The sequence below is a fragment of the Sphaerimonospora thailandensis genome (assembly GCF_016863115.1).
GTDB lineage: Bacteria > Actinomycetota > Actinomycetes > Streptosporangiales > Streptosporangiaceae > Sphaerimonospora > Sphaerimonospora cavernae.
Map to the genome: position 1 here is coordinate 41,941 of NZ_BOOG01000015.1, position 21,224 is coordinate 63,164.

General features: G+C 71.0%; 20 protein-coding genes and 1 pseudogene. 10 read left to right on the forward strand and 11 right to left on the reverse strand.

Translation table 11 applies throughout. The features are described 5' to 3' along the window. Positions 1-62 precede the first annotated feature (62 nt). A complete protein-coding gene (locus tag Mth01_RS08820; protein WP_204014223.1) occupies positions 63-1,286 on the reverse strand; it encodes an HRDC domain-containing protein in 1,224 nt (407 codons plus the stop codon). Positions 1,287-1,289: 3 nt separating this feature from the next. Then, entirely contained in the window at positions 1,290-1,877 is a 588-nt protein-coding gene (locus Mth01_RS08825; RefSeq protein ID WP_204014226.1) for a DUF3000 domain-containing protein, read from the reverse strand. 419 nt (positions 1,878-2,296) lie between these two features. Here Mth01_RS08825 and hemE point away from each other — a divergent pair, with 419 nt between their 5' ends. After that, positions 2,297-3,334 carry a uroporphyrinogen decarboxylase gene (gene hemE, locus Mth01_RS08830; RefSeq protein ID WP_204014229.1) on the forward strand — a complete coding sequence of 346 codons (1,038 nt, stop codon included), beginning with the start codon at positions 2,297-2,299 and terminating at the stop codon, positions 3,332-3,334. Here the strand turns inward: hemE and Mth01_RS08835 are convergent. Then, positions 3,323-4,351 (reverse strand): DUF4349 domain-containing protein, encoded by a 1,029-nt coding sequence (locus tag Mth01_RS08835; RefSeq protein WP_239089487.1) that lies wholly within the window; start codon positions 4,349-4,351, stop codon positions 3,323-3,325. The two genes, hemE and Mth01_RS08835, sit on opposite strands and share 12 nt — an antisense overlap. Positions 4,352-4,468: 117 nt before the next feature. Here Mth01_RS08835 and hemG point away from each other — a divergent pair, with 117 nt between their 5' ends. The 3 genes from hemG to Mth01_RS08850 all read left to right on the forward strand — a co-directional run bounded on the left by hemG (position 4,469) and on the right by Mth01_RS08850 (position 7,369). Continuing rightward, positions 4,469-5,935 (forward strand): protoporphyrinogen oxidase, encoded by a 1,467-nt coding sequence (gene hemG / locus Mth01_RS08840; protein ID WP_204014249.1) that lies wholly within the window; start codon positions 4,469-4,471, stop codon positions 5,933-5,935. Continuing rightward, entirely contained in the window at positions 5,932-6,663 is a 732-nt protein-coding gene (hemQ, locus tag Mth01_RS08845) for a hydrogen peroxide-dependent heme synthase (protein WP_204014251.1), read from the forward strand. The genes hemG and hemQ overlap by 4 nt, the downstream gene beginning before the upstream one ends. Before the next feature lie 121 nt (positions 6,664-6,784). Next, a complete protein-coding gene (locus tag Mth01_RS08850; protein WP_204014253.1) occupies positions 6,785-7,369 on the forward strand; it encodes a hypothetical protein in 585 nt (194 codons plus the stop codon). Positions 7,370-7,376: 7 nt separating this feature from the next. Here the strand turns inward: Mth01_RS08850 and msrB are convergent, their stop codons facing one another. Further along, positions 7,377-7,778 carry a peptide-methionine (R)-S-oxide reductase MsrB gene (gene msrB / locus Mth01_RS08855; protein ID WP_204014255.1) on the reverse strand — a complete coding sequence of 134 codons (402 nt, stop codon included), beginning with the start codon at positions 7,776-7,778 and terminating at the stop codon, positions 7,377-7,379. A gap of 276 nt (positions 7,779-8,054) precedes the next feature. On the opposite strand from msrB, the gene ligD reads away from it, so the two are divergent. Further along, entirely contained in the window at positions 8,055-9,056 is a 1,002-nt protein-coding gene (gene ligD / locus Mth01_RS08860) for a non-homologous end-joining DNA ligase (protein WP_204014257.1), read from the forward strand. A 59-nt stretch (positions 9,057-9,115) separates the two neighbouring features. Next, on the forward strand, positions 9,116-9,652 hold the full coding sequence (locus tag Mth01_RS29615) for a phosphoadenosine phosphosulfate reductase domain-containing protein (RefSeq protein WP_239089481.1): 537 nt from the start codon (positions 9,116-9,118) through the stop codon (positions 9,650-9,652). Between the two features lie 42 nt (positions 9,653-9,694). On the opposite strand, the pseudogene Mth01_RS30365 reads toward Mth01_RS29615, so the two are convergent. Further along, positions 9,695-10,285: pseudogene (locus Mth01_RS30365) on the reverse strand (alpha/beta hydrolase); the annotation flags it as partial. Positions 10,286-10,386: 101 nt separating this feature from the next. Between Mth01_RS30365 and Mth01_RS08870 the strand changes: the two are divergent. Together Mth01_RS08870 and Mth01_RS08875 are read left to right on the forward strand one after the other, a co-directional pair. Then, a complete protein-coding gene (locus tag Mth01_RS08870; RefSeq protein ID WP_239089482.1) occupies positions 10,387-11,112 on the forward strand; it encodes a pyrimidine reductase family protein in 726 nt (241 codons plus the stop codon). Beyond that, entirely contained in the window at positions 11,109-12,212 is a 1,104-nt protein-coding gene (locus tag Mth01_RS08875; RefSeq protein ID WP_204014263.1) for an ATP-dependent DNA ligase, read from the forward strand. Before Mth01_RS08870 ends, Mth01_RS08875 begins: the two co-directional genes overlap by 4 nt. Here the strand turns inward: Mth01_RS08875 and Mth01_RS08880 are convergent. Then, entirely contained in the window at positions 12,202-12,510 is a 309-nt protein-coding gene (locus Mth01_RS08880; protein ID WP_204014265.1) for an AzlD domain-containing protein, read from the reverse strand. The two genes, Mth01_RS08875 and Mth01_RS08880, sit on opposite strands and share 11 nt — an antisense overlap. After that, positions 12,507-13,223 (reverse strand): AzlC family ABC transporter permease, encoded by a 717-nt coding sequence (locus Mth01_RS08885; protein WP_239089483.1) that lies wholly within the window; start codon positions 13,221-13,223, stop codon positions 12,507-12,509. Before Mth01_RS08885 ends, Mth01_RS08880 begins: the two co-directional genes overlap by 4 nt. An 82-nt stretch (positions 13,224-13,305) precedes the next feature. Between Mth01_RS08885 and Mth01_RS08890 the strand changes: the two genes are divergently transcribed. After that, positions 13,306-14,028 (forward strand): Clp protease N-terminal domain-containing protein, encoded by a 723-nt coding sequence (locus tag Mth01_RS08890; RefSeq protein ID WP_204014268.1) that lies wholly within the window; start codon positions 13,306-13,308, stop codon positions 14,026-14,028. A 32-nt stretch (positions 14,029-14,060) separates the two neighbouring features. Here Mth01_RS08890 and glgX read toward each other — a convergent pair whose 3' ends face one another. The 4 genes from glgX to Mth01_RS08910 all read right to left on the reverse strand — a co-directional run bounded on the left by glgX (position 14,061) and on the right by Mth01_RS08910 (position 20,091). After that, positions 14,061-16,178: a glycogen debranching protein GlgX gene (glgX, locus tag Mth01_RS08895; RefSeq protein WP_204014271.1), complete on the reverse strand. Its 2,118-nt coding sequence runs from the start codon at positions 16,176-16,178 to the stop codon at positions 14,061-14,063. Between the two features lie 59 nt (positions 16,179-16,237). After that, positions 16,238-16,666: an OsmC family protein gene (locus Mth01_RS08900; protein WP_204014273.1), complete on the reverse strand. Its 429-nt coding sequence runs from the start codon at positions 16,664-16,666 to the stop codon at positions 16,238-16,240. Positions 16,667-16,712: 46 nt separating this feature from the next. Further along, positions 16,713-18,329: an isovaleryl-CoA dehydrogenase gene (locus Mth01_RS08905; RefSeq protein WP_239089484.1), complete on the reverse strand. Its 1,617-nt coding sequence runs from the start codon at positions 18,327-18,329 to the stop codon at positions 16,713-16,715. A 124-nt stretch (positions 18,330-18,453) separates the two neighbouring features. Then, a complete protein-coding gene (locus tag Mth01_RS08910; protein WP_239089485.1) occupies positions 18,454-20,091 on the reverse strand; it encodes an ankyrin repeat domain-containing protein in 1,638 nt (545 codons plus the stop codon). Positions 20,092-20,189: 98 nt separating this feature from the next. Here Mth01_RS08910 and Mth01_RS08915 point away from each other — a divergent pair, with 98 nt between their 5' ends. Beyond that, a complete protein-coding gene (locus tag Mth01_RS08915; protein ID WP_239089486.1) occupies positions 20,190-21,062 on the forward strand; it encodes a DUF1707 SHOCT-like domain-containing protein in 873 nt (290 codons plus the stop codon). Positions 21,063-21,224: the final 162 nt, after the last annotated feature.

Consider the following 21,224-nt stretch of genomic DNA (forward strand, 5'->3'; position numbering starts at 1 on the left):
TCCTACTCGTCGGTAGCTTCCACCCTAATGCTACTGACCAGTAACCAAAACGGGGGAGCGAGTCAGAGCTCGCCTTTGATTTCCAGGCGTTCGAGGGCCTTGGCGAGGGGGCGGGCGGTCAGTGAGATCTGCCACTGGCGGGCGCCCAGCTCGCGCAGCCGTACGGCGATCGCCTCAGCCGAGGCCTCGGCGGGCGGCTCCCACATGAGCCTGCGCACGGTGTCGGGCTGGAGCAGATTCTCCGTCGGCATGCGGTGCTCGTCGGCGAGGGCGGCCACGACGGCGCGGGCGGCGGCCAGCCGCCGGGCGGCGGCGGGGTCGCGGTCGGCCCACCGGTTGGCCGGGGGAGGACCGTCGCCGGGTCCGACGGGCTGGGGAAGCGCGCTGTCCGGCAGGTTGCGCGCCCGGGCCACCGCGGCGAGCCAGCCATCGAGGTGGCGGCGTGCGGCGCGGCCGACGAAGGGGCTGATCTCGGTGAGCGCCTTGGTCGTGCGCGGTTGGTCGAGGGCGGCCTGCACGATCGCGGAGTCGGGCAGCACGCGGCCGGGCGCGAGATCGGCCGCCTGGGCGACCTTGTCGCGCAGCGTCCACAGCTCGCGCACCACGGCGAGCCCGCGCAGCGTGCGGACCCGGTGGATGCCCGAGGTGCGCCGCCAGGGATCGCTGCGCGGCAGGACGGCCGGCGCGGCCAGGACCGCGGCGAACTCCTCCATCGCCCACCCGAGCTTGCCGGCGGCGGTCAGCTCGGCGTGCAGCGCGTCGCGCAGTTCGACCAGCACCTCGACGTCGAGCGCCGCGTAGCGCAGCCAGTCCTCGGGCAGGGGCCGCTTCGACCAGTCGGCGGCCGAGTGGCCCTTCTCCAGCCGCAGCCTGAGCACGAGCTCCACCATCGTCCCCAGCCCGACCCGCTCGTACCCAAGAAGCCGCCCGGCCAGCTCGGTGTCGAACAGCCGCCGGGGCCGCAGGCCGAGCTCGGTCAGGCAGGGCAGGTCCTGTGTGGCCGCGTGCAGGACGACCTCGGTGTCCGCCAGCGCCCGGTCCAGTGCGCTCAGGTCCGGGCAGCCGACCGGATCGACCAGCGCGGTGCCCGCCCCGGCGCGCCGCAGCTGCACCAGGTAGGCGCGGCCGCTGTAGCGGTAGCCCGAGGCGCGTTCGGCGTCGACGGCGACCGGCCCGCTGCCCCGGGCGAAGGCGTCGATGACGGCGGCCAGGGCCTTCCCGTCCCGGATGACCGGCGGGATTCCTTCACGTGGCTCCAACAGTGGCTGGACTTCGGGTTCGATCACGGGCTACGGGGCTTTCGGATGGGTGGTGCGCGGACGCAGGGTGGCGACATCGGGGGGCAGCGGCGGGATGCCCGCGGCCAGGCACATCAGGTCGCACCAGGCGGCGACGTGCGGCGACAGGTCCTCGTCGAGGGGCGACCAGGAGGCACGCAGCTCGAGCTCGGTGGTGACCGGGTCGTCGGCCTTGTTGCCGAAACCCTCCGACACCGCACGGGTGACCGTGCCGCCGGCGGCGGCGTAGGCCGCCCCGTGCGCGTCGAGCGCCTCGGTGAGCCAGCTCCAGGCGACCGGCCCGAGCAGCGGATCGGAGGTGATCTCCGGTTCCATGTCGGCCCGGACGTAGGCGACGAGGCGGAACGGTCCCTCCCAGCCCCGCTGGCCGTCCGGGTCGAACAACATGATCAGCCGGCCCACGGCGAGCTCGTCATCGTCGCGGTAGACGGAGGCGCCGACCGCCCCTGAGTACGGCGCGAGCCGCTGGGGCGCCGGAATGTCCTCCAGCTCTATCTCCGGCCGCACCTCGGCAGGGCGCAACGTCTCCAGGGCGCGCCGGAAGGCGGCGGGAGGCGCCGGTGGTTCACCGAGGGTCATGACCGAAGAGTAGGTCGAGTTCGGCAGTGCGCGAAGCAGAGGGGTGACAGCGGGGGGCATGGATGTCTGTCAAGCCGTGGCCATTCCGGACATCAGGGTGCTTCCCGCACGGGTTGGCGTGCGGCGTTCTGCGGAACTCCACATCGAAGTCATCGCTCCGGAGCCTCTCGTCGGATCCACGGTCGTGTCGGGTCGCTTGGGACTGATCCGACGTTGGCACGTCCCGCCGACATTTCCCCGCAACGCGCTCGGCGTGTCTCGAAAGTGGTATAACTAAGCCGCCATTTGGCGAACATTTTGCCGAAACGTGAGATGACTCACACGTGGCGGTGGGTCAACCTTACGATCTTCCCGGGAGCGTGCGGACAGGACCGTAGGTCGGCGCGCGGACCGCCGCCCCGGCATGGCACCCTGTGAGAATGACTCCCCACCCGGCTGACTCCGTTTTCGTCCGCGCCTGTATGCGCAGGCCCGTGCCGTACACCCCGGTCTGGTACATGCGGCAGGCGGGCCGGTCGCTGCCGGAGTACCGCCGGGTGCGCGAGGGCATCGAGATGCTGACCGCGTGCGCCACGCCCGACCTGGTCGCGGAGATCACGCTGCAGCCGGTCCGGCGGTACGGCACGGACGCGGCGATCTTCTTCAGTGACATCGTGGTTCCGCTCAGGGCCATCGGCGTCGACGTCGACATCAAGCCGAACGTCGGACCGGTCATGGGGGCCCCGGTGCGGGACCGGGCCGGCGTCGCCGCCCTGCGTCCGCTCGAGCCGGACGACGTTCCGTACGTCACCGAGGCGGTTCGGGCGCTGACGAAGGAGCTCGGCGGGACCCCGCTGATCGGTTTCGCCGGCGGGCCGTTCACCCTCGCGTCATACCTGATCGAGGGAGGTCCCTCCAAGAACCACGACCGCACGAAGGCCATGATGTACGGCGAGCCGGACCTGTGGCATGAGCTGATGGACCGTCTCACCGAGATCACGCTGGGCTTCCTGCGGGTCCAGGCCGACGCGGGCGCGTCGGTCACCCAGCTCTTCGACTCCTGGGTCGGGGCGGTGGCCCCGCAGGACTATCGGACGTACGTGCTGCCGCACACCAAGAAGATCTTCGAGGGGCTGGCCGGGCTCGGCGTGCCGCGGATCCACTTCGGCGTCGGCACCGGCGAGCTGCTCGGCCTGTTGGGCGAGGCCGGGGCCGACGTGGTCGGCGTCGACTGGCGGGTGCCACTCGACGAGGCGGCCGTGCGGGTGGGCGCGGGCAAGGCGCTGCAGGGCAACCTCGATCCGGCGATCCTGCACGCCCCGTGGGAGGTCATCGAGGGGCGGGCCCGCGACGTGCTCGACCGCGGCCGGGTCGCGGAGGGGCATGTGTTCAACCTCGGTCATGGCGTGCTCCCCTCCACCGACCCCGGCCAGCTCGAGCGGCTCACCGACCTCGTCCACGAGGCCTCAGCCCGCTGAGTCCGGCCCCTGCTCGGTCTGGCCCGCTTCGGCCGGTTGTGCCGCGACCGGTTGAGGTTGGACCGGCTGGGGCTGGACCGGCTGGGCGGGCGGCGCCGGGATGGGACGGGGGCGGAACCGGCGTGTGATCACCCGTACGATCAGCCAGACGACGGCCGCCAGGACCAGCCAGGGCAGCAGCACGCCCAGCACGGTCAGGCCGATCTCGACCGCCTCGACGAACGCGCGCCAGCCGACGCGCAGCCCGGACAGGAAGCCCGACCGCGTCTCCTGCTTCTCGGGCTTGGCGCTCGGCTTCGGCTGGGGGATCAGCGTGAGCGTGATCGTCGCCATGCCGGTCTGCGCCGCCAGTGCCTTCTGCCTCGCCTGAAGCGACTCGAGCTCGGCCTCCCGGTCGGAGATCTCCCGTTCGATCTCCATGATCTCGCCGATCTTGTTCGCCTTCGACAGCAGCGTGCGGAACTGGTCGAGCGTCGCGCGGGCCGACTTCACCCGGCTCTCGACGTCGGCGACCTCCTCCGTGACGTCCTTGGCGCCCTGGTGCATCGACTCCCGCTTGCCCAGATCGCGGCCGAGTTGGGCGAGCACATCGGGATAGCGCTGCGGGGGGACCTTGAACGTGATGACCGCGCGGTCGTCACGGCCGTGGGAGTCGCTCTTCTCCTGCGAGACGTAACCCTCGGCGCCCAGCACGATCGTCTTGGCCCGGTCCGCCGCCGAGGGCACGTCCGCCGCCCGGACGGTCAGCTCGGCCGTGTAGATGATGGCCCGGTCCGCCGCCGCGACATCGACCCGCCGGTCGGAGGACTGCCGCTCGGTGGATGAGGCGTCCTGCCCGGGCAGCGCGGCCACGGGGCCCGCGTCCGCCGCCTCTCCCGCGGCGGCCGGGACGGCGGCACGGTCGGCCGCCGAATCGTCGGCTCCGCCCCCGCAGCCGGTTACGAGGACGGCGGCCATGATCGCGGCTGCGGCGGCCGTGCCGTACCGGAAGCGCATGCCGTACCGGAAGCGTGTCATGTACTTCACACGATTCACGATCCTCGCCGGTTCGGTGCTGACGATCACGGTGCCGTCACGATGCCGTCACGGCGGGCCGTGTGGGGCCCGGGCGTGCGGGCCGGTAGCTTTTGGGGTATGGACGAGATCTCTGGTCGTCATGTCGTGATCGTCGGTGGGGGCATCGCCGGCCTGGCCGCCGCCCTCCATCTGAACCGCGCCGACGCCCGACTCAAGATCACGGTGCTGGAGGGCGCCGTGCGGATCGGCGGCAAGCTGCACGCCTCCGAGGTCGCGGGCGTGGAGGTGGACGCCGGCGCAGAAGCCATGCTGGCGCGGCGGCCGGAGGGCAAGGACCTCGCACGGCTCGCCGGTCTCGGCGACGCGCTCGTCCATCCGGGGACCACGCGCGCGGCCGTCCTGTCGCGGGGGTCCCTGCGCGCCATGCCCGCCGGGCAGGTGATGGGCGTGCCCTCCGACCTGGTCGCGCTCGCCCGATCGGGCATCCTGTCCCCGGGCGGCCTCGCCCGGGTGTCGCTCGACCGGGTCCTCCCGCCGACGCTCGTCACGACCGACGTGTCCGTCGCCGCCTACATCCGGGCGCGGATGGGCGGCGAGGTGGTCGACCGGCTGATCGAACCGATGCTCGGCGGGGTGTACGCGGGCCGCTCTGACAGGTTGTCCCTGGACGCCACCATGCCCAGCGTCGCCGCCGCCGCCCGGACCGAGCGGTCGCTGCTGCGGGCCGCCTCCGTCATCGCGGCCAAGGCGCCCAAGGACGCCGGCCCGGTGTTCACCACCCTCAAGCACGGGATGGGCAGCCTGCCGCAGGCGGTGGCGAAGGCCTCCGGCGCGGACGTCCGTACGGGGACCACGGTCCGCGAGCTCATCCGCACCGAGGACGGCTGGCGGCTGGTCGTCGGTCCCACCCGGGAGGAAGAGATCATCGACGCGGACGCCGTGATCCTGGCGGTCCCGGCCCGGCCCGCCTCGCGGCTGCTGGCGCGGGAGGCGCCCAGGGCGGCGGCCGAGCTGGCGCGGATCGAATACTCCAGCATGGCCGTCGTCACCCTCGCCTACCCCGGGGCGGCCTTCCCGCAGGCGCCGCGCGGCAGCGGCTACCTGGTGCCGGCGGTCGAGGGCAGGCCGGTGAAGGCGGCGACGTTCGCCACGACCAAGTGGCCGCACCTGGCCGAGGCCGGCCGCGACCTGGTCATCGTGCGCTGCTCGCTCGGCCGGCTGGGCGAGGAGGCGGTTCTCCAGCGTGACGATGCCGAGTTGGTCGCCCTCGCGATGAACGAGATGACGGAGATCATGGGGGCGCGCGGGCTGCCGGCCGACACGCGCGTCACGAGGTGGGGCGGCTCGCTTCCGCAGTACGACGTCGGTCACCTCGACCGGGTCGCCCGAGCGCGCGCCGCGGTGGCCGCACAGCCCGGTCTGGCGTTGTGCGGCGCCGCCTACGACGGCGTCGGCATCCCGGCCTGCGCCGCCACCGGCCGTACGGCCGCCGCCCGCATCCTGGAACACCTGAGGGCCGAGCAGGAGCCGAAGGCCGGGGCGCGGACCGACCCGGCGGCTCCCGAAGGCAGAATGAAGCCATGAGCGAGCCCACCGCACCTGAACCCGTCCAGTCCGAAGCCGCCCAGCGTCCGAAGGCGCGTGACCTCAACCTCGTGATCCGCTACACCATGTGGTCGGTCTTCCGGCTGCGCGACCGGCTGCCGGAGGCCAGGGAGAGCCTCACCGGGGAGCTCGAGGAGCTGCTCGCCCAGGCGGCGGGCAAGGACGTGGTGACCCGCGGCTGCTACGACGTGGCCGGGTTCCGGGCCGACGCGGACTTCATGTTCTGGTGGCACGCCCCGTCCGCTGAGGACCTGCAGGACGTCTACACCCGCTTCCGCCGTACGGCCGTGGGCCGCGCCAGTGAGCCGGTGTGGTCGGCGATGGCCCTGCACCGCCCGGCCGAGTTCAACAAGTCGCACATTCCGGCCTTCCTCGCGGACGAGCAGCCCAGGGGTTTCGTCTGCGTGTATCCCTTCGTCCGGTCGCTGGAGTGGTACCTGCTGGAGGACTCCGAGCGCAGGGCGATGCTCGCCGAGCACGGGAAGATGGCCCGGGAGTACCCCGACGTGCGGGCCAACACGGTCTCCTGCTTCGCGCTGAACGACTTCGAGTGGATGCTCGCGTTCGAGGCGGACGAGCTGCACCGCATCGTCGACCTCATGCGCCACCTGCGGGGGGCCGAGGCACGGCGGCACACCCGGGTGGAGATCCCGTTCTACACCGGGGTGCGCAAGCCGGTCAGCGAACTCGTCGCCGCGCTGCCCTGACTCCGCATCCGGCCGGACAGGTGTGAGCGGAGTCACTTGCGCTGAATGTCGGAATCACGGGCTGGTCATGGCCGAGGCTTTGCCATAATGTGACGGAACGTTCCCGTCTTTGTGAGGCAGAGTGTCGAGCCGTCTGGCACGTTCCAGGGCGCGCCGCCGCAAGCGGCGCGCCAGGGCACAGGTCGCCGCCCTCGGGGTGACCATCGCCGCCGGGGGAGCCTTCGCGGTCGCCGGCCCGATCTTGCATGTGGCAGACCCGCCGGGCGCCGCGACGACGGCGGCGGTCGCCGCGCCGGCGTCGACCGAGGCGCCGATCGAGGCGCCGATCGAGGCGGCCGCCGAGACCACGGCGAAGTCGGCCGGGACGTCGGCCGCCAAGGCGTCCGGCCTTTCGAAGTTCACCGACAAGAAGGCGGCGGCCTACTTCAAGAGCCGATGGAAGGACGGCACTGCCAAGCGCGTGCGCGACATCCGGACCACCGGGCGCTACCTGCGGATCTACACGAACCTGCCGGAGAACGCCGGAAACTCCAAGACGGCGATCACGCTGTGCAAGCGCGGCCTGGAGTACCTGGAGGAGCAGGGTGAGCGCAACCCGGTCGTCTTCGTGCAGGCGAAACACGGCGGGAACGGCAACCCGGTCCTCGCCAACGTCCTCGGCCCCGACGACGCCGACTGCCGCGTGACCCACCCGGAACCTCAATGAGGTGAATTCACTCCGTGGGTTCGAGCGTCAGGCACACGGAGTTGATGCAGTAGCGGTCGTCGGTCGGGGTCGGGTAGCCCTCGCCGTGGAAAACATGCCCCAGGTGGGAGTCGCACCTCGCGCAGCGGACCTCCACCCGGCTCATGCCCAGTGAGTCGTCCCGGTGCAGGGTCACGGCCGCCGACTCGGAGGGTTCGAAGAACGACGGCCACCCGCAGTGCGACTCGAACTTGGCCCGCGAGCGGAACAGCTCGGCGCCGCAGGCACGGCAGGAGTAGACCCCGGCCGTCTTGGTGTCCACGTACTCACCGGTGAAGGGTTGCTCCGTCCCCGCCTGCCGGAGCACCCGGTACTCCTCCGGAGACAGCCGGGCCCGCCACTCCTCTTCACTTCTGATCACCTTGTCCATGAGCACCAGCCTAATTCGGCCAAGGGAAGGTCAGTTCTCCTCGCCCGGAGCATCCTTTCGCGGTCCTCCCGGCGTCTTCACAGACGAGGCCTCAGGGCGAGAAGCACCCGACCCGTGCTGGACGCCGCTCTGGGGCGCCTCACGTGGTCCGTCCCGTCGCGTTCACGCGACCACGAGCCCCGCCCGGACAGGGCGAGCGGGCTTGTGGGAGCTCCCGGTCCGGCCGCCGTTGGCAGCCCGGGGCGGACCATCTCCTTTCTGGGTAGTGTCCGTCACATGGCATCGCCGTACATCGAACTCGAAGTCGAGGGTCAGACGGTCAAGGTGACCAACCCGGACAAGATCTACTTCCCGGGTGTGGGAGCGACCAAGCGCGACCTGGTGGAGTACTACGTGAGCGTCGGGGACGGTGTGCTGCGCGCCCTGCGCGACCGGCCGACCTACCTCAAACGGCACCCCGACGGTGTCGAGTCCGAGGCGATCTACCAGAAGCGGATGCCCAAGCATCCCGACTGGATCGAAACCGTCACCGTGGGCTTCCCCAGCGGGCGCACCGCCGACGCGTTCTGCCCGACGGAGGTCGCGGCCATCGCCTGGTGCGCGAACCTCGGAACGATCGACTTCCACCCCTGGCCTGCCCGCCGGCCCGACCTCGATCACCCCGATGAGCTGCGCATCGACATCGACCCGCAGCCCGGCACCTCCTTCGAGGACGCCCGCAAGGTGGCCTTCGCCGCGGGCGAGGTGCTCGGCGAGCTCGGCATGACCGGGTTCCCGAAGACCTCGGGCAACCGCGGCGTCCACATCAGCGTGCGCATCGAGCCCCGCTGGACCTTCACCGAGGTACGGCACGCCGCGATCGCGTTCGCCCGCGAGGTGGAGCGGCGTCTCCCCGGCCTGGCGACCACCGCCTGGTGGAAGGAGGAGCGGGGGGAGAAGGTCTTCATCGACTACAACCAGAACGCCCGCGACCGCACGGTGGCCGCCGCCTACGCGGTGCGCGCCCGGCCGGACGCCACGGTCTCCGCCCCCGTGACCTGGGATGAGCTGGCCGACTGCGACCCCCGCGACTTCGACATCCGCAGCATGCCGAGGCGGTTCGCGGAGATCGGCGACCTCCAGCGGACCATCGACGACCAGGCGTTCGCCATCGACACGCTGCTCGAGTGGTACGCCGCGGACGGCCGGGGCGACCTGCCATACCCGCCGAACTACCCCAAGATGCCCGGCGAACCCAAACGCGTCCAACCTTCCAAGGCCCGCCCGTCGGCCTCCTGACAGGGACGCACGCAGCCCGTCGGCAACGTGCCGATTCCAGTCGCCCGGACGGCGAGCGAGTGTCCTTCGACGACCTGGAGATCGGCGAGATCGCGATGGATCTCGATGACCAGGAACCCGAGGACGTCATCGAATGGGCCTTCGATGCACTCGGCGACCGGGTGGAGGTGGTCACCGTGCTGCAGATCGACGGCATGGTCGTGCTGGACATGGCCACGAAGATCCGTCCGGACGTGCGGGTCATCACGGTCGACACCGGGCGGCTGCCGCAGGAGACGTACGCGTTCATCGAGCAGGTGCGCGAGCGCTACCCGCAGATCCTGGAACCCGAGGGTCCACGCGTGCAGAGCGTGCAGACGGCGGTTGACCGCGGACGCGTCAACCAGGTGCCGACGCTACGGCGAACACGAAAGGATCGCGTCCTTTATCAGGCGCCCGGCCTCGGGGTGATTTTTCACCAACCCGGTGCTGTGGTCCTTCCCGGGGACGAACAGCAGTTCTCCACGATTCCGGGTGTTCACGTGGCCGAATATCTCTTTGGCGTTGCTCGCGATGTCGGTGTTACCTTCCTCGGTGGCGATCCATGTCTTGGGTAGCGGTTCTTTCGCGCCCAGAGGGTCGACCGAACCACTTCGGTCACTTATGGCCTGTAATGGCGAGATGGCGACAGCCGCGCATATGGCAATATTTTCGTTTCCGGCTTTCTTCCCGGCGGCGAGGGCGATGGGAGCGCCGTAGGAAGTCCCCATGACCGCGAACCGTACGGCTCCACCACTCTTCAGCCAGTGCAGCGCATCGATCGTGTCCTCCACGTACCGGGTCATGTTCGGGGCTCCTTCGCTGGAACCCGTGCCGCGGCGGTCGGGAATCACCACCTGTGCGTGAGTTTCCTCGACGACTTCGCCGATCTCCTCCAGCCAGTCGCACAGGCTCTGATTCAGTCCGTGAACGAGAACCACGCCGACCCGGGCGTCGGCGGGACCGAGAGCGGCCGCGCCCAGTCGGACGCCGTCTCGCGCCCGCAGGATCACTCGCCGGACGTCTGGAGGAACAGAACCACATTGATCCCGCAGCGCGCTCTCCGGAGAAACCCTGACGGGCTTGCCGGAACCACATCCGGTAAGCCCGGCCAGGGTCAGGCTGAGAAGCAGCGAGAGGCCGCGATAGCTCAAGACGAAACCTTTCCGCCCCGAATCCTTACGAGCGCAGCCTCTGGTAATGCATTGCATTTGGAGATCACCGGCCGAGCCTACCGGCCGGCAGCGTCAGGTGGCACGTGAGCGGCGGGATCACCAACCCTGGAGGTCCGTAGGTGTGCCAGGGTGGGAGCGTGCGTCGTATACATCCCTATGTCGAGGACGATCCTGACCTCGCCGCCGTCTACGCCTACCCGCCGGGAGGATGCCTGCGGGTCAACATGGTGGCCAGCGCCGACGGTGCGGCGTGGCTGGAGGGCAGGTCGGCGGGGCTGTCGAGCCCGGGGGACCGGCGGATCTTCCATGTCCTGCGCGGCCTGGCCGACGTGGTGCTGGCGGGTGCGGGGACGGTCAGGACCGAGGGGTACGGCCCGTCGAAGCCGCGTGCGGGATGGCCCGCGCTGCGCGAGGGCCGCCCGCCCGCGCCGCCGATCGCCCTCATCACCCGGCGGCTCGACCTCGACCTGCGCGGGCCGCTGTTCGCCGAGGCCGAGCCGTACCAGCGGACCATCGTCATCACCACCCGGGCGGCGCCGCGGGACCGCCTCGAAGAGGCGGGAAAGAACGCCGAGGTGCTCGTCGCGGGGGAGGAGCTGGTCGACATGGCGGTGGCGGTGCGCCTGCTGCGCGAGCGTGGGCTCGGCCGCATATTGTGCGAGGGCGGGCCGCGGCTGAACGCCGAGCTCGCCGCAGCCGGGTTGGTCGACGAACTGGTGCTCACGATCAGCCCGTTGCTGGCCGGCGGAGACGCGGCGCGTGTCCTGAACGGCGTCGCCGCACGGACGCCGCTCGCCCTGGCGCACGTGCTCGAGGAGGACGGCGTCCTGTTCACCCGATACGTCAGGGAGGAGCCTCGATGAACCTTCCGGTCGAACCGCCGGTGGCGCCGATGCTGGCCAAGGCGGTCAAGCGGCTCCCGCCGCAGGACGGCACGCTCTACTACGAGCCCAAGTGGGACGGCTTCCGCTGCATCGTGTTCCGCGACGGCGACGAGGTCTATCTGGGCAGCCGGAACGAGCGGCCGTTCACGCGCTACTTCCCCGAGTTGGTGGCGGCCGTCCAGGCCGAGCTGCCGCCGCGCTGCGTGGTGGACGGCGAGATCGTCGTCGTCTCGGGCGAGACGCTCGACTTCGACGCGCTGCAGCAGCGGATCCACCCGGCGGCGTCCCGGGTGAAGCTGCTGGCCGAGCGGACACCCGCCTCGTTCGTCGCCTTCGACCTGCTCGCCGAGGGTTCGGAGGACCTGATGGCCGAGCCGTTCTCCCTCCGGCGGGCCCGTCTGGAGAAGATCCTCGGCGCGGCCTCCGGTTCGGTACGGCTGACCCCGGCCACGATGGACGAGCGACAGGCCGCCGAGTGGTTCGGCGTGTTCGAGGGCGCCGGGCTGGACGGCATCGTCGTCAAGCCGGGCGACATTCCGTACGCGCCGGACAAGCGGGTGATGTTCAAGGTCAAGCACGAGCGGACGGCCGACTGCGTCGTCGCGGGTTACCGCGAGCACAAGAGCGGCCCGATTGTCGGTTCGCTGCTGCTGGGGCTCTACTCGGCCGATGGCCGCCTGCATCACGTGGGGGTGGCCGCGTCGTTCCCGATGAAGCGGCGCGCGGAGTTGGTCGCCGAGCTCGCGCCGTACCGGATGGACGATCTGAGCGAACATCCGTGGGGCCACTGGGCGGAGGCCGCCGAGGGCGGCGCGACGGGGGAACGTGCCGCGCAGCGCCTGCCCGGCGCGGTGTCGCGGTGGAACGCCAAGAAGGACCTGTCGTTCATCCCGCTGCGGCCCGAACTGGTGGTCGAGGTGGCCTACGACCATATGGAGGGGGACAGGTTCCGGCACACGGCCCAGTTCCGCCGCTGGCGGCCCGACCGGGAGCCGGACTCGTGCACCTACGACCAGCTCGACCGGCCCGTCGCCTACGACCTCGCCGACATCCTCGGCGGCCGACCCGCTAACCGGTGAGCGCGCGGACGGCGGCGGTGACGGCGACCGCGACCGCGACGACCACGAGGAACGGCGCGCGTAGCAGCAGCGCGACGGCCGCCGCCGCCAGCCCGGCGGCCCGCGCGTCGACGACGAGCGCCTGGCCGCTGCCGAAGGTCTGGATGGCCGTGAGCGCGGCCAGCATGGCGACCGGCACGAGGGCCGCCATCCGCCGTACGAAGGGCCGGTCCAACAGCCCCGCGGGCACGGACAGTCCGAGCAGTTTGACGAGGTAGCAGCCGAGCGCGGTGACGGCGACGGCGATCCAGACGGTCAACGGGATGCCTCCGGGCGGCGGGTGAGGGCCAAGACGATCGGTGCGGCCAGCGCCGAGACGAGGACGGGGACGCCCGCCGGCAGCAGCGGCAGGCAGGCCAGCGCGAGCGCGACGGCGAGGACGGCGACCAGGACCTCCTGCCGTCCACGCAGCATCGAAGCGAGCAGCGCCAGGAAGACGGCCGGCCCGGCGGCGTCCAGCCCCCACGCGGACGGGTCGCCGAGCGCCTCGGCGCCCAGCGCGCCGAGGAACGTGGTGAGGTTCCACAGCACGTACAGGCTGGCCCCGGTGACCGCGAAGCCGAGCCGCGCGCTGCGTCGATCCGGCTGCGCCATGGCCACGGCCGACGTCTCGTCGATGATCCACTGCGCGGCGAGCGGGCGCACCGCGCGTGGCAGGCGCATCAACTGGGCCAGTCGCAGTCCGTAGAAGGCGTTGCGCACGCCGAGGAACAGCGCTCCGGCCACGGCCGCGGCGGGGTTGCCGCCCACGCCCAGCGCGCCGACGAGCGCGAACTGCGACGCCCCGGTGAACACGAGCAGGGAGAGCACGCACGTCTGGGCCAGGCTCAGCCCGGCCCCGGCCGAGGTCACGCCGAAGGCGAATCCGGACAGGCCGACGGCGACGCCCACGCCCAGGGCGTCCCGTACGACCGCCGCCCGGGGGCGGATCGAGGTCCGTTCTATAGGTATTTGCGAAGGTTCCGTGGCCACGGGCTGAAACTACCTGGAACGGGGCACGAGGGGCGTCAACGCCGAGTTGACGATAACGTGTCGTCAACCTATCGTTGACGGTATGACGAATCCGATCCATTCGCTGCATCCCGTCCGCCTCGACGACCTGATCGAGGCGATCAAGAAGGCGCACACCGACACGCTCGACCAACTCTCCGACGCGGTCCTGCTGGCCGACCATCTCGGCGACGTCGCCGACCACCTGATCGGCCACTTCGTCGACCAGGCCCGACGGTCGGGCGCCTCCTGGACCGACATCGGCAGGAGCATGGGGGTCACCAAGCAGGCCGCGCAGAAGCGGTTCGTGCCGAAGGCCGCCGCCGAGACGCTCGACCCCGGCCAGGGCTTCGGGCGGTTCACCCCGAGAGCCAGGAATGTCGTGATGGCGGCGCACAACGAAGCCCGCGCCGCGAGCAACGACGAGGTCCGCCCCGAGCACCTGGTGCTGGGCCTGCTGAGCGAGCCCGACGGCCTGGCCGCGAAGGCCATCGCCGCCCAGGGCGTGCCGCCGGAGGCCGTACGGCAGGCCGTGGCCGCGGAGTTGCCGCCGGCCGCCGATGTGGTGCCCGAGATCGTGCCGTACGACGCGCAGGCGCGCAAGGCACTGGAGCTCACACTCCGGGAGTCCCTGCGGATGGGCCACAACTACGTAGGGACCGAGCACATCCTGCTCGCCCTGCTGGAGTTGGAGGACGGCTCCGGCGTGCTCTCCGGGCTCGGGATCACCAAACCGGCCGCCGAGGCCCACGTCAAGGCGGCCCTGGCCGTCATCCTCAAGGACTGAAGGACCAGCAGGAGCCGGGCCAGGAGGAGGTGCTAGTCCTGTGCGCGGCGCAGGATCTGAAGGGACCGGGGGGCGACGGACACGTCCGCGCCCGCTCTCCGGACCTCTTCGTCGGCGGCACCCCGGTCCGGCGCCTCATCGGCGGTGTCGAGCACCGATTGCCAGTGGTCACCGAACTCGGCCGAGGGCAGGGTGAACGTCAGGCTCTCGTGGTGGGCGTTGATCAGCAGAAGGAACGAGTCGTCCCAGATCTTCTCCCCACGCGGGCCGGGCTCGCTGATCGCGTCGCCGTTGAGGAACACCGCGAGCGACTTGGCGTAACCGGTGGCCCAGTCGGCGTCGGTCATCTCCTCACCGGCCGGGGTCAGCCAGACGATATCGCGTACGCCGTCGCGGACCTTGCCGTGGAAGAACCTGCGCCGGCGGAAGACCGGGTGATCGCGCCGGAGCTCGGCCAGCCGCCGGACGAACCCGAGCAGGTCCGCCTCAGTCTCGGCCAGCGACCAGTCGACCCAGGAGATCTCGTTGTCCTGGCAGTAGGCGTTGTTGTTGCCGTGCTGGGTGCGGCCGAACTCGTCGCCCGCCGCGATCATCGGCACTCCCTGCGACACGAACAGCGTGGCCAGGAAGTTGCGCCGCTGCCGCCGCCGCAGCCGCATGATCTGGGGATCGTCGGCCGGGCCCTCCACGCCGCAGTTCCAGGAGCGGTTGTCGTCGGTGCCGTCGCGGTTGTCCTCGCCGTTGGCCTCGTTGTGCTTGCGGTTGTAGGAGACCAGGTCGGTGAGGGTGAACCCGTCGTGGCAGGTGACGAAGTTGATCGAGGCGACCGGCCGGCGGCCGCTGGTGGCGTACAGATCGCTCGAGCCGGACAGCCGGGAGGCGAACTCGGGCATGGTCCTGGCGCCGCCCCGCCAGAAGTCGCGTACGGCGTCGCGGTACTTGCCGTTCCACTCGGTCCACAGGGGCGGGAAGTTGCCGACCTGGTAACCGCCGGGGCCGACGTCCCACGGCTCGGCGATCAGCTTCACCTGGGAGATCACCGGGTCCTGCTGGATGAGGTCGAAGAACGCGCTCAGCCGGTCCACGTCGTGCAGCTCCCGGGCGAGCGCCGCCGCGAGGTCGAAGCGGAAGCCGTCCACGTGCATCTCCTGCACCCAGTAGCGCAGCGAGTCCATGATCAGCTGTAGCGCGTGCGGCGAGCGGACGTTGAGCGAGTTGCCGCAACCGGTGTAGTCGAGGTAGTAGCGCCGGTCCTCGTCGTGCAGCCGGTAGTAGGCGACGTTGTCGATCCCCCGGAAGCCGAGCGTCGGGCCCATGTGGTCGCCCTCGGCGGTGTGGTTGTAGACGACGTCGAGGATCACCTCGATCCCGGCCTCGTGCAGCGCGCGGACCATCGCCTTGAACTCCTGGACCTGCTCGCCCCGCTGCCCGGCGCTCGAGTACGCGTTGTGCGGGGCCAGGTAGGCGATCGTGTTGTAGCCCCAGTAGTTGGTCAGCCCCCTGGCCACCATCGCGTGCTCCGGCACGAACTGGTGCACCGGCATCAGCTCGACCGCGGTCACCCCGATCGAGAGCAGGTGATCGAGCACGGCGGGATGCGCGAGCCCGGCATAGGTGCCGCGCTGCTCCTCCGGCACCCCCGGGTGCCGCATCGTGAGGCCGCGCACGTGCGCCTCATAGATCACGGTCTCGTGGTACGGCGTACGCGGCGGACGGTCGTTGCCCCAGTCGAAGAACGGATTGATCACCACGTTCTTCGGCATGTAAGGGGCGGAGTCGCCGGTGTTCAGCCGCGCCGGGTCGGCGAAATGGTAGGAGAAAAGCGACTCGTTCCACCGTACCGAGCCCTCGACGGCCTTGCCGTACGGATCGAGCAGCAGCTTGGCGGGATTGCACCGGTGGCCGTGCTCGGGCTTGTACGGCCCGTGGACGCGCAGGCCGTACCGCTGGCCGGGCATGATCCCCGGCACGTAGCCGTGCCAGACGAACCCGTCGACCTCGGGCAGGTCGACACGGCTCTCAGCGCCGTCGTTGTCGAACAGGCACAACTCGATCCGCTCGGCGGCCTCAGAGAACACCGAGAAGTTGGTTCCCACCCCGTCCCAGGTGGCACCGAGGGGGTACTGCTCTCCAGGCCAGACCTCGCGCATATGACCCCGTTCCTGCCGGGCCCCCACCTGGTCGTGGGGACCCGGGATGGTGTTTCGAATCAGCCGACGAGTTCGGCGTTCAGCGAGATCGTGGTCCCCGCCAGGGCCTTGCTGACCGGGCAGTTGGCCTTCGCCGTCTCGGCCGCCTGCTGGAAGTCCTCGGCGGAGATCCCCGGCACCTGGGCCCGGACCGAGATCACGATGCCGGTGATGCCCTCACCGGGTTGGAAGGTCACGTCCGCCCTGGTCTCGACCGACTGCGGCGGAGTCCCCGCCTTCGCCAGACCGTTGGACAGCGCCATGGAGAAGCACGAGGAATGGGCGGCGGCGATCAACTCCTCGGGGCTGGTCTTGCCGTTCGCCTCCTCCGCACGGGACGGCCAGGAGACCTCAAAGGTGCCGACGCCGGAGGAGTCCAGCGAAACCGAACCCGATCCGTCCAGGAGGGCACCCTTCCACTGGGTCGTGGCGGTACGCGTGGTCGCCATCTCGCTCCCCTTTCCATAGGTGTGAGAATCATTTCCACGGACGACCCTAGCGCGCGGTGCCCCCCGAGCGATTCAGGACCGCCGTCAGGTCCAGGCCTCCCGGCAACGTGCCGAAGGCGCGTCCCCAGTCGCCCGCCAGCCGGGAGGCGCAGAACGCGTCGGCCACCGCGGCGGGCGCGTGCCGTACGAGCAGGGACGCCTGCAGGACCAGGGCCATCTCCTCGGCGACGCGCCGCGCGTCCGCCTCCCCGGCCGAGGCGATGGTCTTCTGGACCCGCTCGGCGGCGTCGGTGACCCGGCCGTCGCCGGCCAGCGCCACCTCGGCGAAGAACGCCTCCATCGCCTCGGGTTCGCGCGTCAGCACCCGCATCAGGTCGAGCGCGGCCACGTTGCCCGAGCCCTCCCAGACGCCGTTGAGCGGCGACTCACGGAAGAGGCGGGGCATCTGCGACTCCTCGACGTACCCGTTGCCGCCCAGGCATTCCAGAGTCTCGGCCGCGTGCGCGGGGCCTCGCTTGCACACCCAGTACTTCGCGGCCGCCAGGGCCGCCCGGCGGAACAGGCCCTCGGCGGCGTCGCCGCGTACCGCCCGGTCGGTCGCCCCGGCCAGCCGCAGCATCAGCGTGGTCGCGGCCTCCGACTCCAGCGTCAGGTCGGCGAGCACGTTGCGCATCAGGGGCTGGTCGATCAACTCCTTGCCGAAGGCCCTGCGGTGGCCGGCGTGGTGGATCGCCTGTGCCAGGCCGTACCGCATGCCGGCCGCGGAGCCGATCACGCAGTCGAGCCGGGTCATGTTGACCATCTCGATGATCGTCCGGACGCCGCGACCCTCCTCGCCGACCAGGAACGTGACGGCGTGCTCATACTCGACCTCGGCCGAGGCGTTGGAATGGTTGCCGAGCTTGTCCTTCAGGCGCATCAGCCGGATCGCGTTGCGCGAGCCGTCCGGCAGCACGCGGGGGAGCAGGAAGCACGACAGACCACCGGGAGCCTGGGCCAGCACCAGGAACACGTCGCACATGGGCGCCGAGTTGAACCACTTGTGCCCGGTGATCGCGAAGCTTCCGTCGGCGAGCGGCTCGGCCCGCGTCGTGCCCGCCCGGACGTCGGAACCGCCCTGCTTCTCGGTCATCGCCATGCCGGCCAGCACCCCGCGCTTGTCGGCCGCCGGGCGCAGCCCGAAATCATAGGTGCGTGACGCCAGCAGCGGCTCCCACTCGGCGCGCAGCGCGGGGGAGTGCCGCAGCGCGGCCACCGCGGCGTACGTCATCGAGATCGGGCAGCCGTGCCCGGCCTCCACCTGTGACCAGACGAAGAACTTGGCCGCCCGCGCCACGTGCGCGCCGGGCCGGGCCGACATCCAGGGCGCGGCGTGCATGCCGTTCGCGACCGCGACCGACATCAGCTCGTGCCACGCCGGGTGGAACTCCACCTCGTCGATCCGGTTGCCGTACCGGTCGTGGGTGCGCAGCACGGGCGGGTTGTCGTTGGCCAGCCTGCCCCACTCCTGCGCCCGCGCCGATCCGGCCAGCACGCCGAGCTGATGAAGCTCCCCCGTCGCCCAGTCCGCGCCCTCGCGGGCGAGGCCCTCCAGCAGTGCGCGGTCGGCTGACACGTCGTGGCCGGTCAGCGGGGGCACCTGGTTGGTCACGTCGTGGGTCACTGCGTCCTCCTGTCGGGGCGGGGGCTGACCTTCGGATGGGTCGACCTGTCGGAGTAGGTTCAGCATCCCCCCGGGCCGGCCAAACCGCCAGCTCACGGAACTCCGGATAACAGAACTCGGGGGGTCACGGAACTCCGGTGCCGGCGATCCCGGCCTCGCGGATCTCCAGGCCCAGCTCGGCGGCCGCCTCCAGGACGAGGTCGCGGGCGTAGTCGCGCTCGTCCTCCCGATCGCCCGCCTGCCCCCCGCGCTGCCCGCCGCCGCGCTGCCCGCCGCCGCGCTGCCCGCCGCTGCTCGGCTCGCCGCCGCTCGGCTCGCACAGCACCCGGTGGATCCCGCCGATGGCCCGCCGATCCCCCCGTCCGGCCAGGCCGCGTGCGGCCTCCGCGACCGTCGTCAGGTCGCTGTCCGCCAGCCGGGCGGCGAGAGCCTCCCTGATCCGCCGGGTGTCGGCGGCCAGTCCCGCGATGCCCATGGTGGCCCAGTCGCGTACCTTGGGGTCGGCGTCCCCGCTCAGCCGGACGAGCGCGGCGATCCCCTCCTCGTCGTCCGGCGGCAGGACGGCGGCCAGCGCCACCGGGTCGCTCACCGTGGGCGTCCGCCCGGGCAGGTTGACGATGCCCAGCACCTCGGGAAACGCCCGTTCGTCGGCCCGGTGGCCGAACGCGTGCAGGACGGCCTCGACGACCCGCGGGTCGCTCTCCTGACGGGCCATGTCCCGCAGGATCGCCAGGGCGCGCTCATGATAGGGATCGTGCTCCATGTCCTGGCCGAACTCGGCCAGCACGTCGGCGCCGAACTCGCGCTCCACCGGGTCGGCGCTGTCGCACAGCCGCGACGCCGCCTCGAACGTCTCGTCGTCATGCCGCCGCCGCAGCGCCTGCACGGCCGCCCACCACGTCTCGTCCTCCTCGTCGATCTCCCGGTACGGCGTAACGCGTTCGAGTAACTCGGCGACGGGCGGGCGGATGCCGAGGACGATCTCCAGGTGCGTCGCGATCGCGGCATGGCCGTACTGCCGGCTGATCGCGAAGCCGCCACCCTCGGGGTGGCACGCCTCCACCGTGACCAGACGGGTGCCGTCCGGGGCCGCGCACCCGGCCGTCACCACCGTGTGGCCGCCCCCCGCGTGCTCTTCCTCCGCGCGCTGTTCCTCCACCTGGGCGGCGACCTCCTCACGCATCGCGCTCTCCAGGTCCACCGACGCCCACCGCCTGGCGATCTCCAGCGGGGTCCGACCACCCGAGCCGGGCAGGGAGGGGTCGGCGCCGTGCTCCAGCAGCGACCAGACGATTCCGTACGCGCCGAAGCGCGCCGCGAGGGTCAGAGGGGTGTCCCCGTCGTCGTCGGTCACGTCCGGGTCGGCTCCGGCGTCGAGCAGGACGTCGGCGGACTCCAGGTGACCGTTGGCCGAGGCCCACAGCAGCGCGGTCCAGCCGCCGTGCTCCCGGGCGTCGGGGTCGCAGCCGCCGTCGAGCAGCGCCTGCACGGTCTGCGCGTGGTCCCAGCACGCGGCGGCGCACAGGGGAAGCCCCTCGTCCTCGCCGCCGCTCGGCTGGTCCGGGTCGGCGCCGTACTCCAGGAGCAGCCGGACGATCTCGTGTTTTCCCGTGACGGCCGCGTGGTAGAGCGGTGTCGTGCCCTGGGCGGGGTTCAGGTCGGTGTTCCGGGCGGTGTCCAGGGTGATGTCCGGACGCAGCATGGCCGCCACCCGCGCCACGTCGCCCCCCGCCACCGCGTCAAGAAGCTTGCTCCGGGTCACCCTTCTATGCTCACACATGCCCGCACAATCGTTCCCGGGGAGGATGGGAGCGCGCGCATGATGGCGTTACCTTAGACATCGTGAATGATCCGGGTGGAATGCGTGCTTCCGACGCCGAACGCGAGTCTGTGGTGGAAAAGCTGCGTGAGGCGTCGGTCGAGGGGCGGTTGACCCTCGCCGAGCTGACCGAACGGACCGAGGCGGCCTATCTCGCCCGGACCCACGCCGAGCTGGCGCAGTTGACCGTTGATCTCCCCGGCGGAGCCCCGGCCGCCGGCCCGGCGTTCACCCCCTCCGCCCAGTCCGCCCGGCCACAGGGCCGGGTGCGCAAGTGGATCGTCGCGGTGATGAGCAGCGAGAAGCGGAAGGGGAAGTGGCGCATCGATCAGGAGATCGGCGCGGCCTCGGTGATGGGCGATGTCACGATCGACCTCCGCGAGGCCGAGGTGCGCACTCCCGAGGTGGACATCGCGGTCACCTGCGTGATGGGCACTGTGAAGATCATCGTCCCGGACGGTGTCGACGTCGAGCTCTCCGGCTTCGCCATCATGGGAGAGAAGAAGGTCCAGGCCGTTGAGCCGCCGACTGGTCGCAACGCGCCCGTGGTCAGGGTGAACGCCTGGGTGGTGATGGGCGAGGTGAAGGTCATCGGGGACTCCCGGGCCGAGCCGATCAAGCGCGCCCTGGGCGCGTGGACCGATTGGTGGCTGGAGCGTCGTCACGAGATCGGCCATCAGATCGAGCACAACATCCGTCACGCGCTGGAGCACGACCGGCAGGCGCGTCGCGACATGCTGCGCGAGGTCCGTGAGAGTGTCCGCGAGATACGCCGGGACGTCAGGGACAATGCCCGCGAGGCACGCCGTGAGGCCCGGGACAACTGGCGCGAGATGCGCCGCGGCGGCTTCCCCCCGGAGCCTCCCGCACCGCCCACGCCGCCATCACCCCCGTACGGCGGCCCCCGCCGCTGACCGCCTCTGGGTATCTCAGTTGAGTGAGGCGCCGGGACAGGCGACCGGCATCCCCATGGCGGCGGCCGCGGTGATCAGTCGCTTGTCGTAGGTCACGAAGTGCTCCACCACCGCGCCGAACTGCATCGCGGTGGCCAGATGGATCGCGTCCAAGCTGCGTAG

Bases quoted from the DNA above. Each gene is read 5' to 3' on its own strand.
- Mth01_RS08825 (WP_204014226.1), bottom strand. From the start codon at position 1,877: ATGACCCTCGGTGAACCACCGGCGCCTCCCGCCGCCTTCCGGCGCGCC.
- hemE (WP_204014229.1), top strand. From the start codon at position 2,297: ATGACTCCCCACCCGGCTGACTCCGTTTTCGTCCGCGCCTGTATGCGC.
- Mth01_RS08835 (WP_239089487.1), bottom strand. From the start codon at position 4,351: ATGACACGCTTCCGGTACGGCATGCGCTTCCGGTACGGCACGGCCGCC.
- hemG (WP_204014249.1), top strand. From the start codon at position 4,469: ATGGACGAGATCTCTGGTCGTCATGTCGTGATCGTCGGTGGGGGCATC.
- hemQ (WP_204014251.1), top strand. From the start codon at position 5,932: ATGAGCGAGCCCACCGCACCTGAACCCGTCCAGTCCGAAGCCGCCCAG.
- msrB (WP_204014255.1), bottom strand. From the start codon at position 7,778: ATGGACAAGGTGATCAGAAGTGAAGAGGAGTGGCGGGCCCGGCTGTCT.
- ligD (WP_204014257.1), top strand. From the start codon at position 8,055: ATGGCATCGCCGTACATCGAACTCGAAGTCGAGGGTCAGACGGTCAAG.
- Mth01_RS08875 (WP_204014263.1), top strand. From the start codon at position 11,109: ATGAACCTTCCGGTCGAACCGCCGGTGGCGCCGATGCTGGCCAAGGCG.
- Mth01_RS08890 (WP_204014268.1), top strand. From the start codon at position 13,306: ATGACGAATCCGATCCATTCGCTGCATCCCGTCCGCCTCGACGACCTG.
- glgX (WP_204014271.1), bottom strand. From the start codon at position 16,178: ATGCGCGAGGTCTGGCCTGGAGAGCAGTACCCCCTCGGTGCCACCTGG.
- Mth01_RS08900 (WP_204014273.1), bottom strand. From the start codon at position 16,666: ATGGCGACCACGCGTACCGCCACGACCCAGTGGAAGGGTGCCCTCCTG.
- Mth01_RS08915 (WP_239089486.1), top strand. From the start codon at position 20,190: ATGCGTGCTTCCGACGCCGAACGCGAGTCTGTGGTGGAAAAGCTGCGT.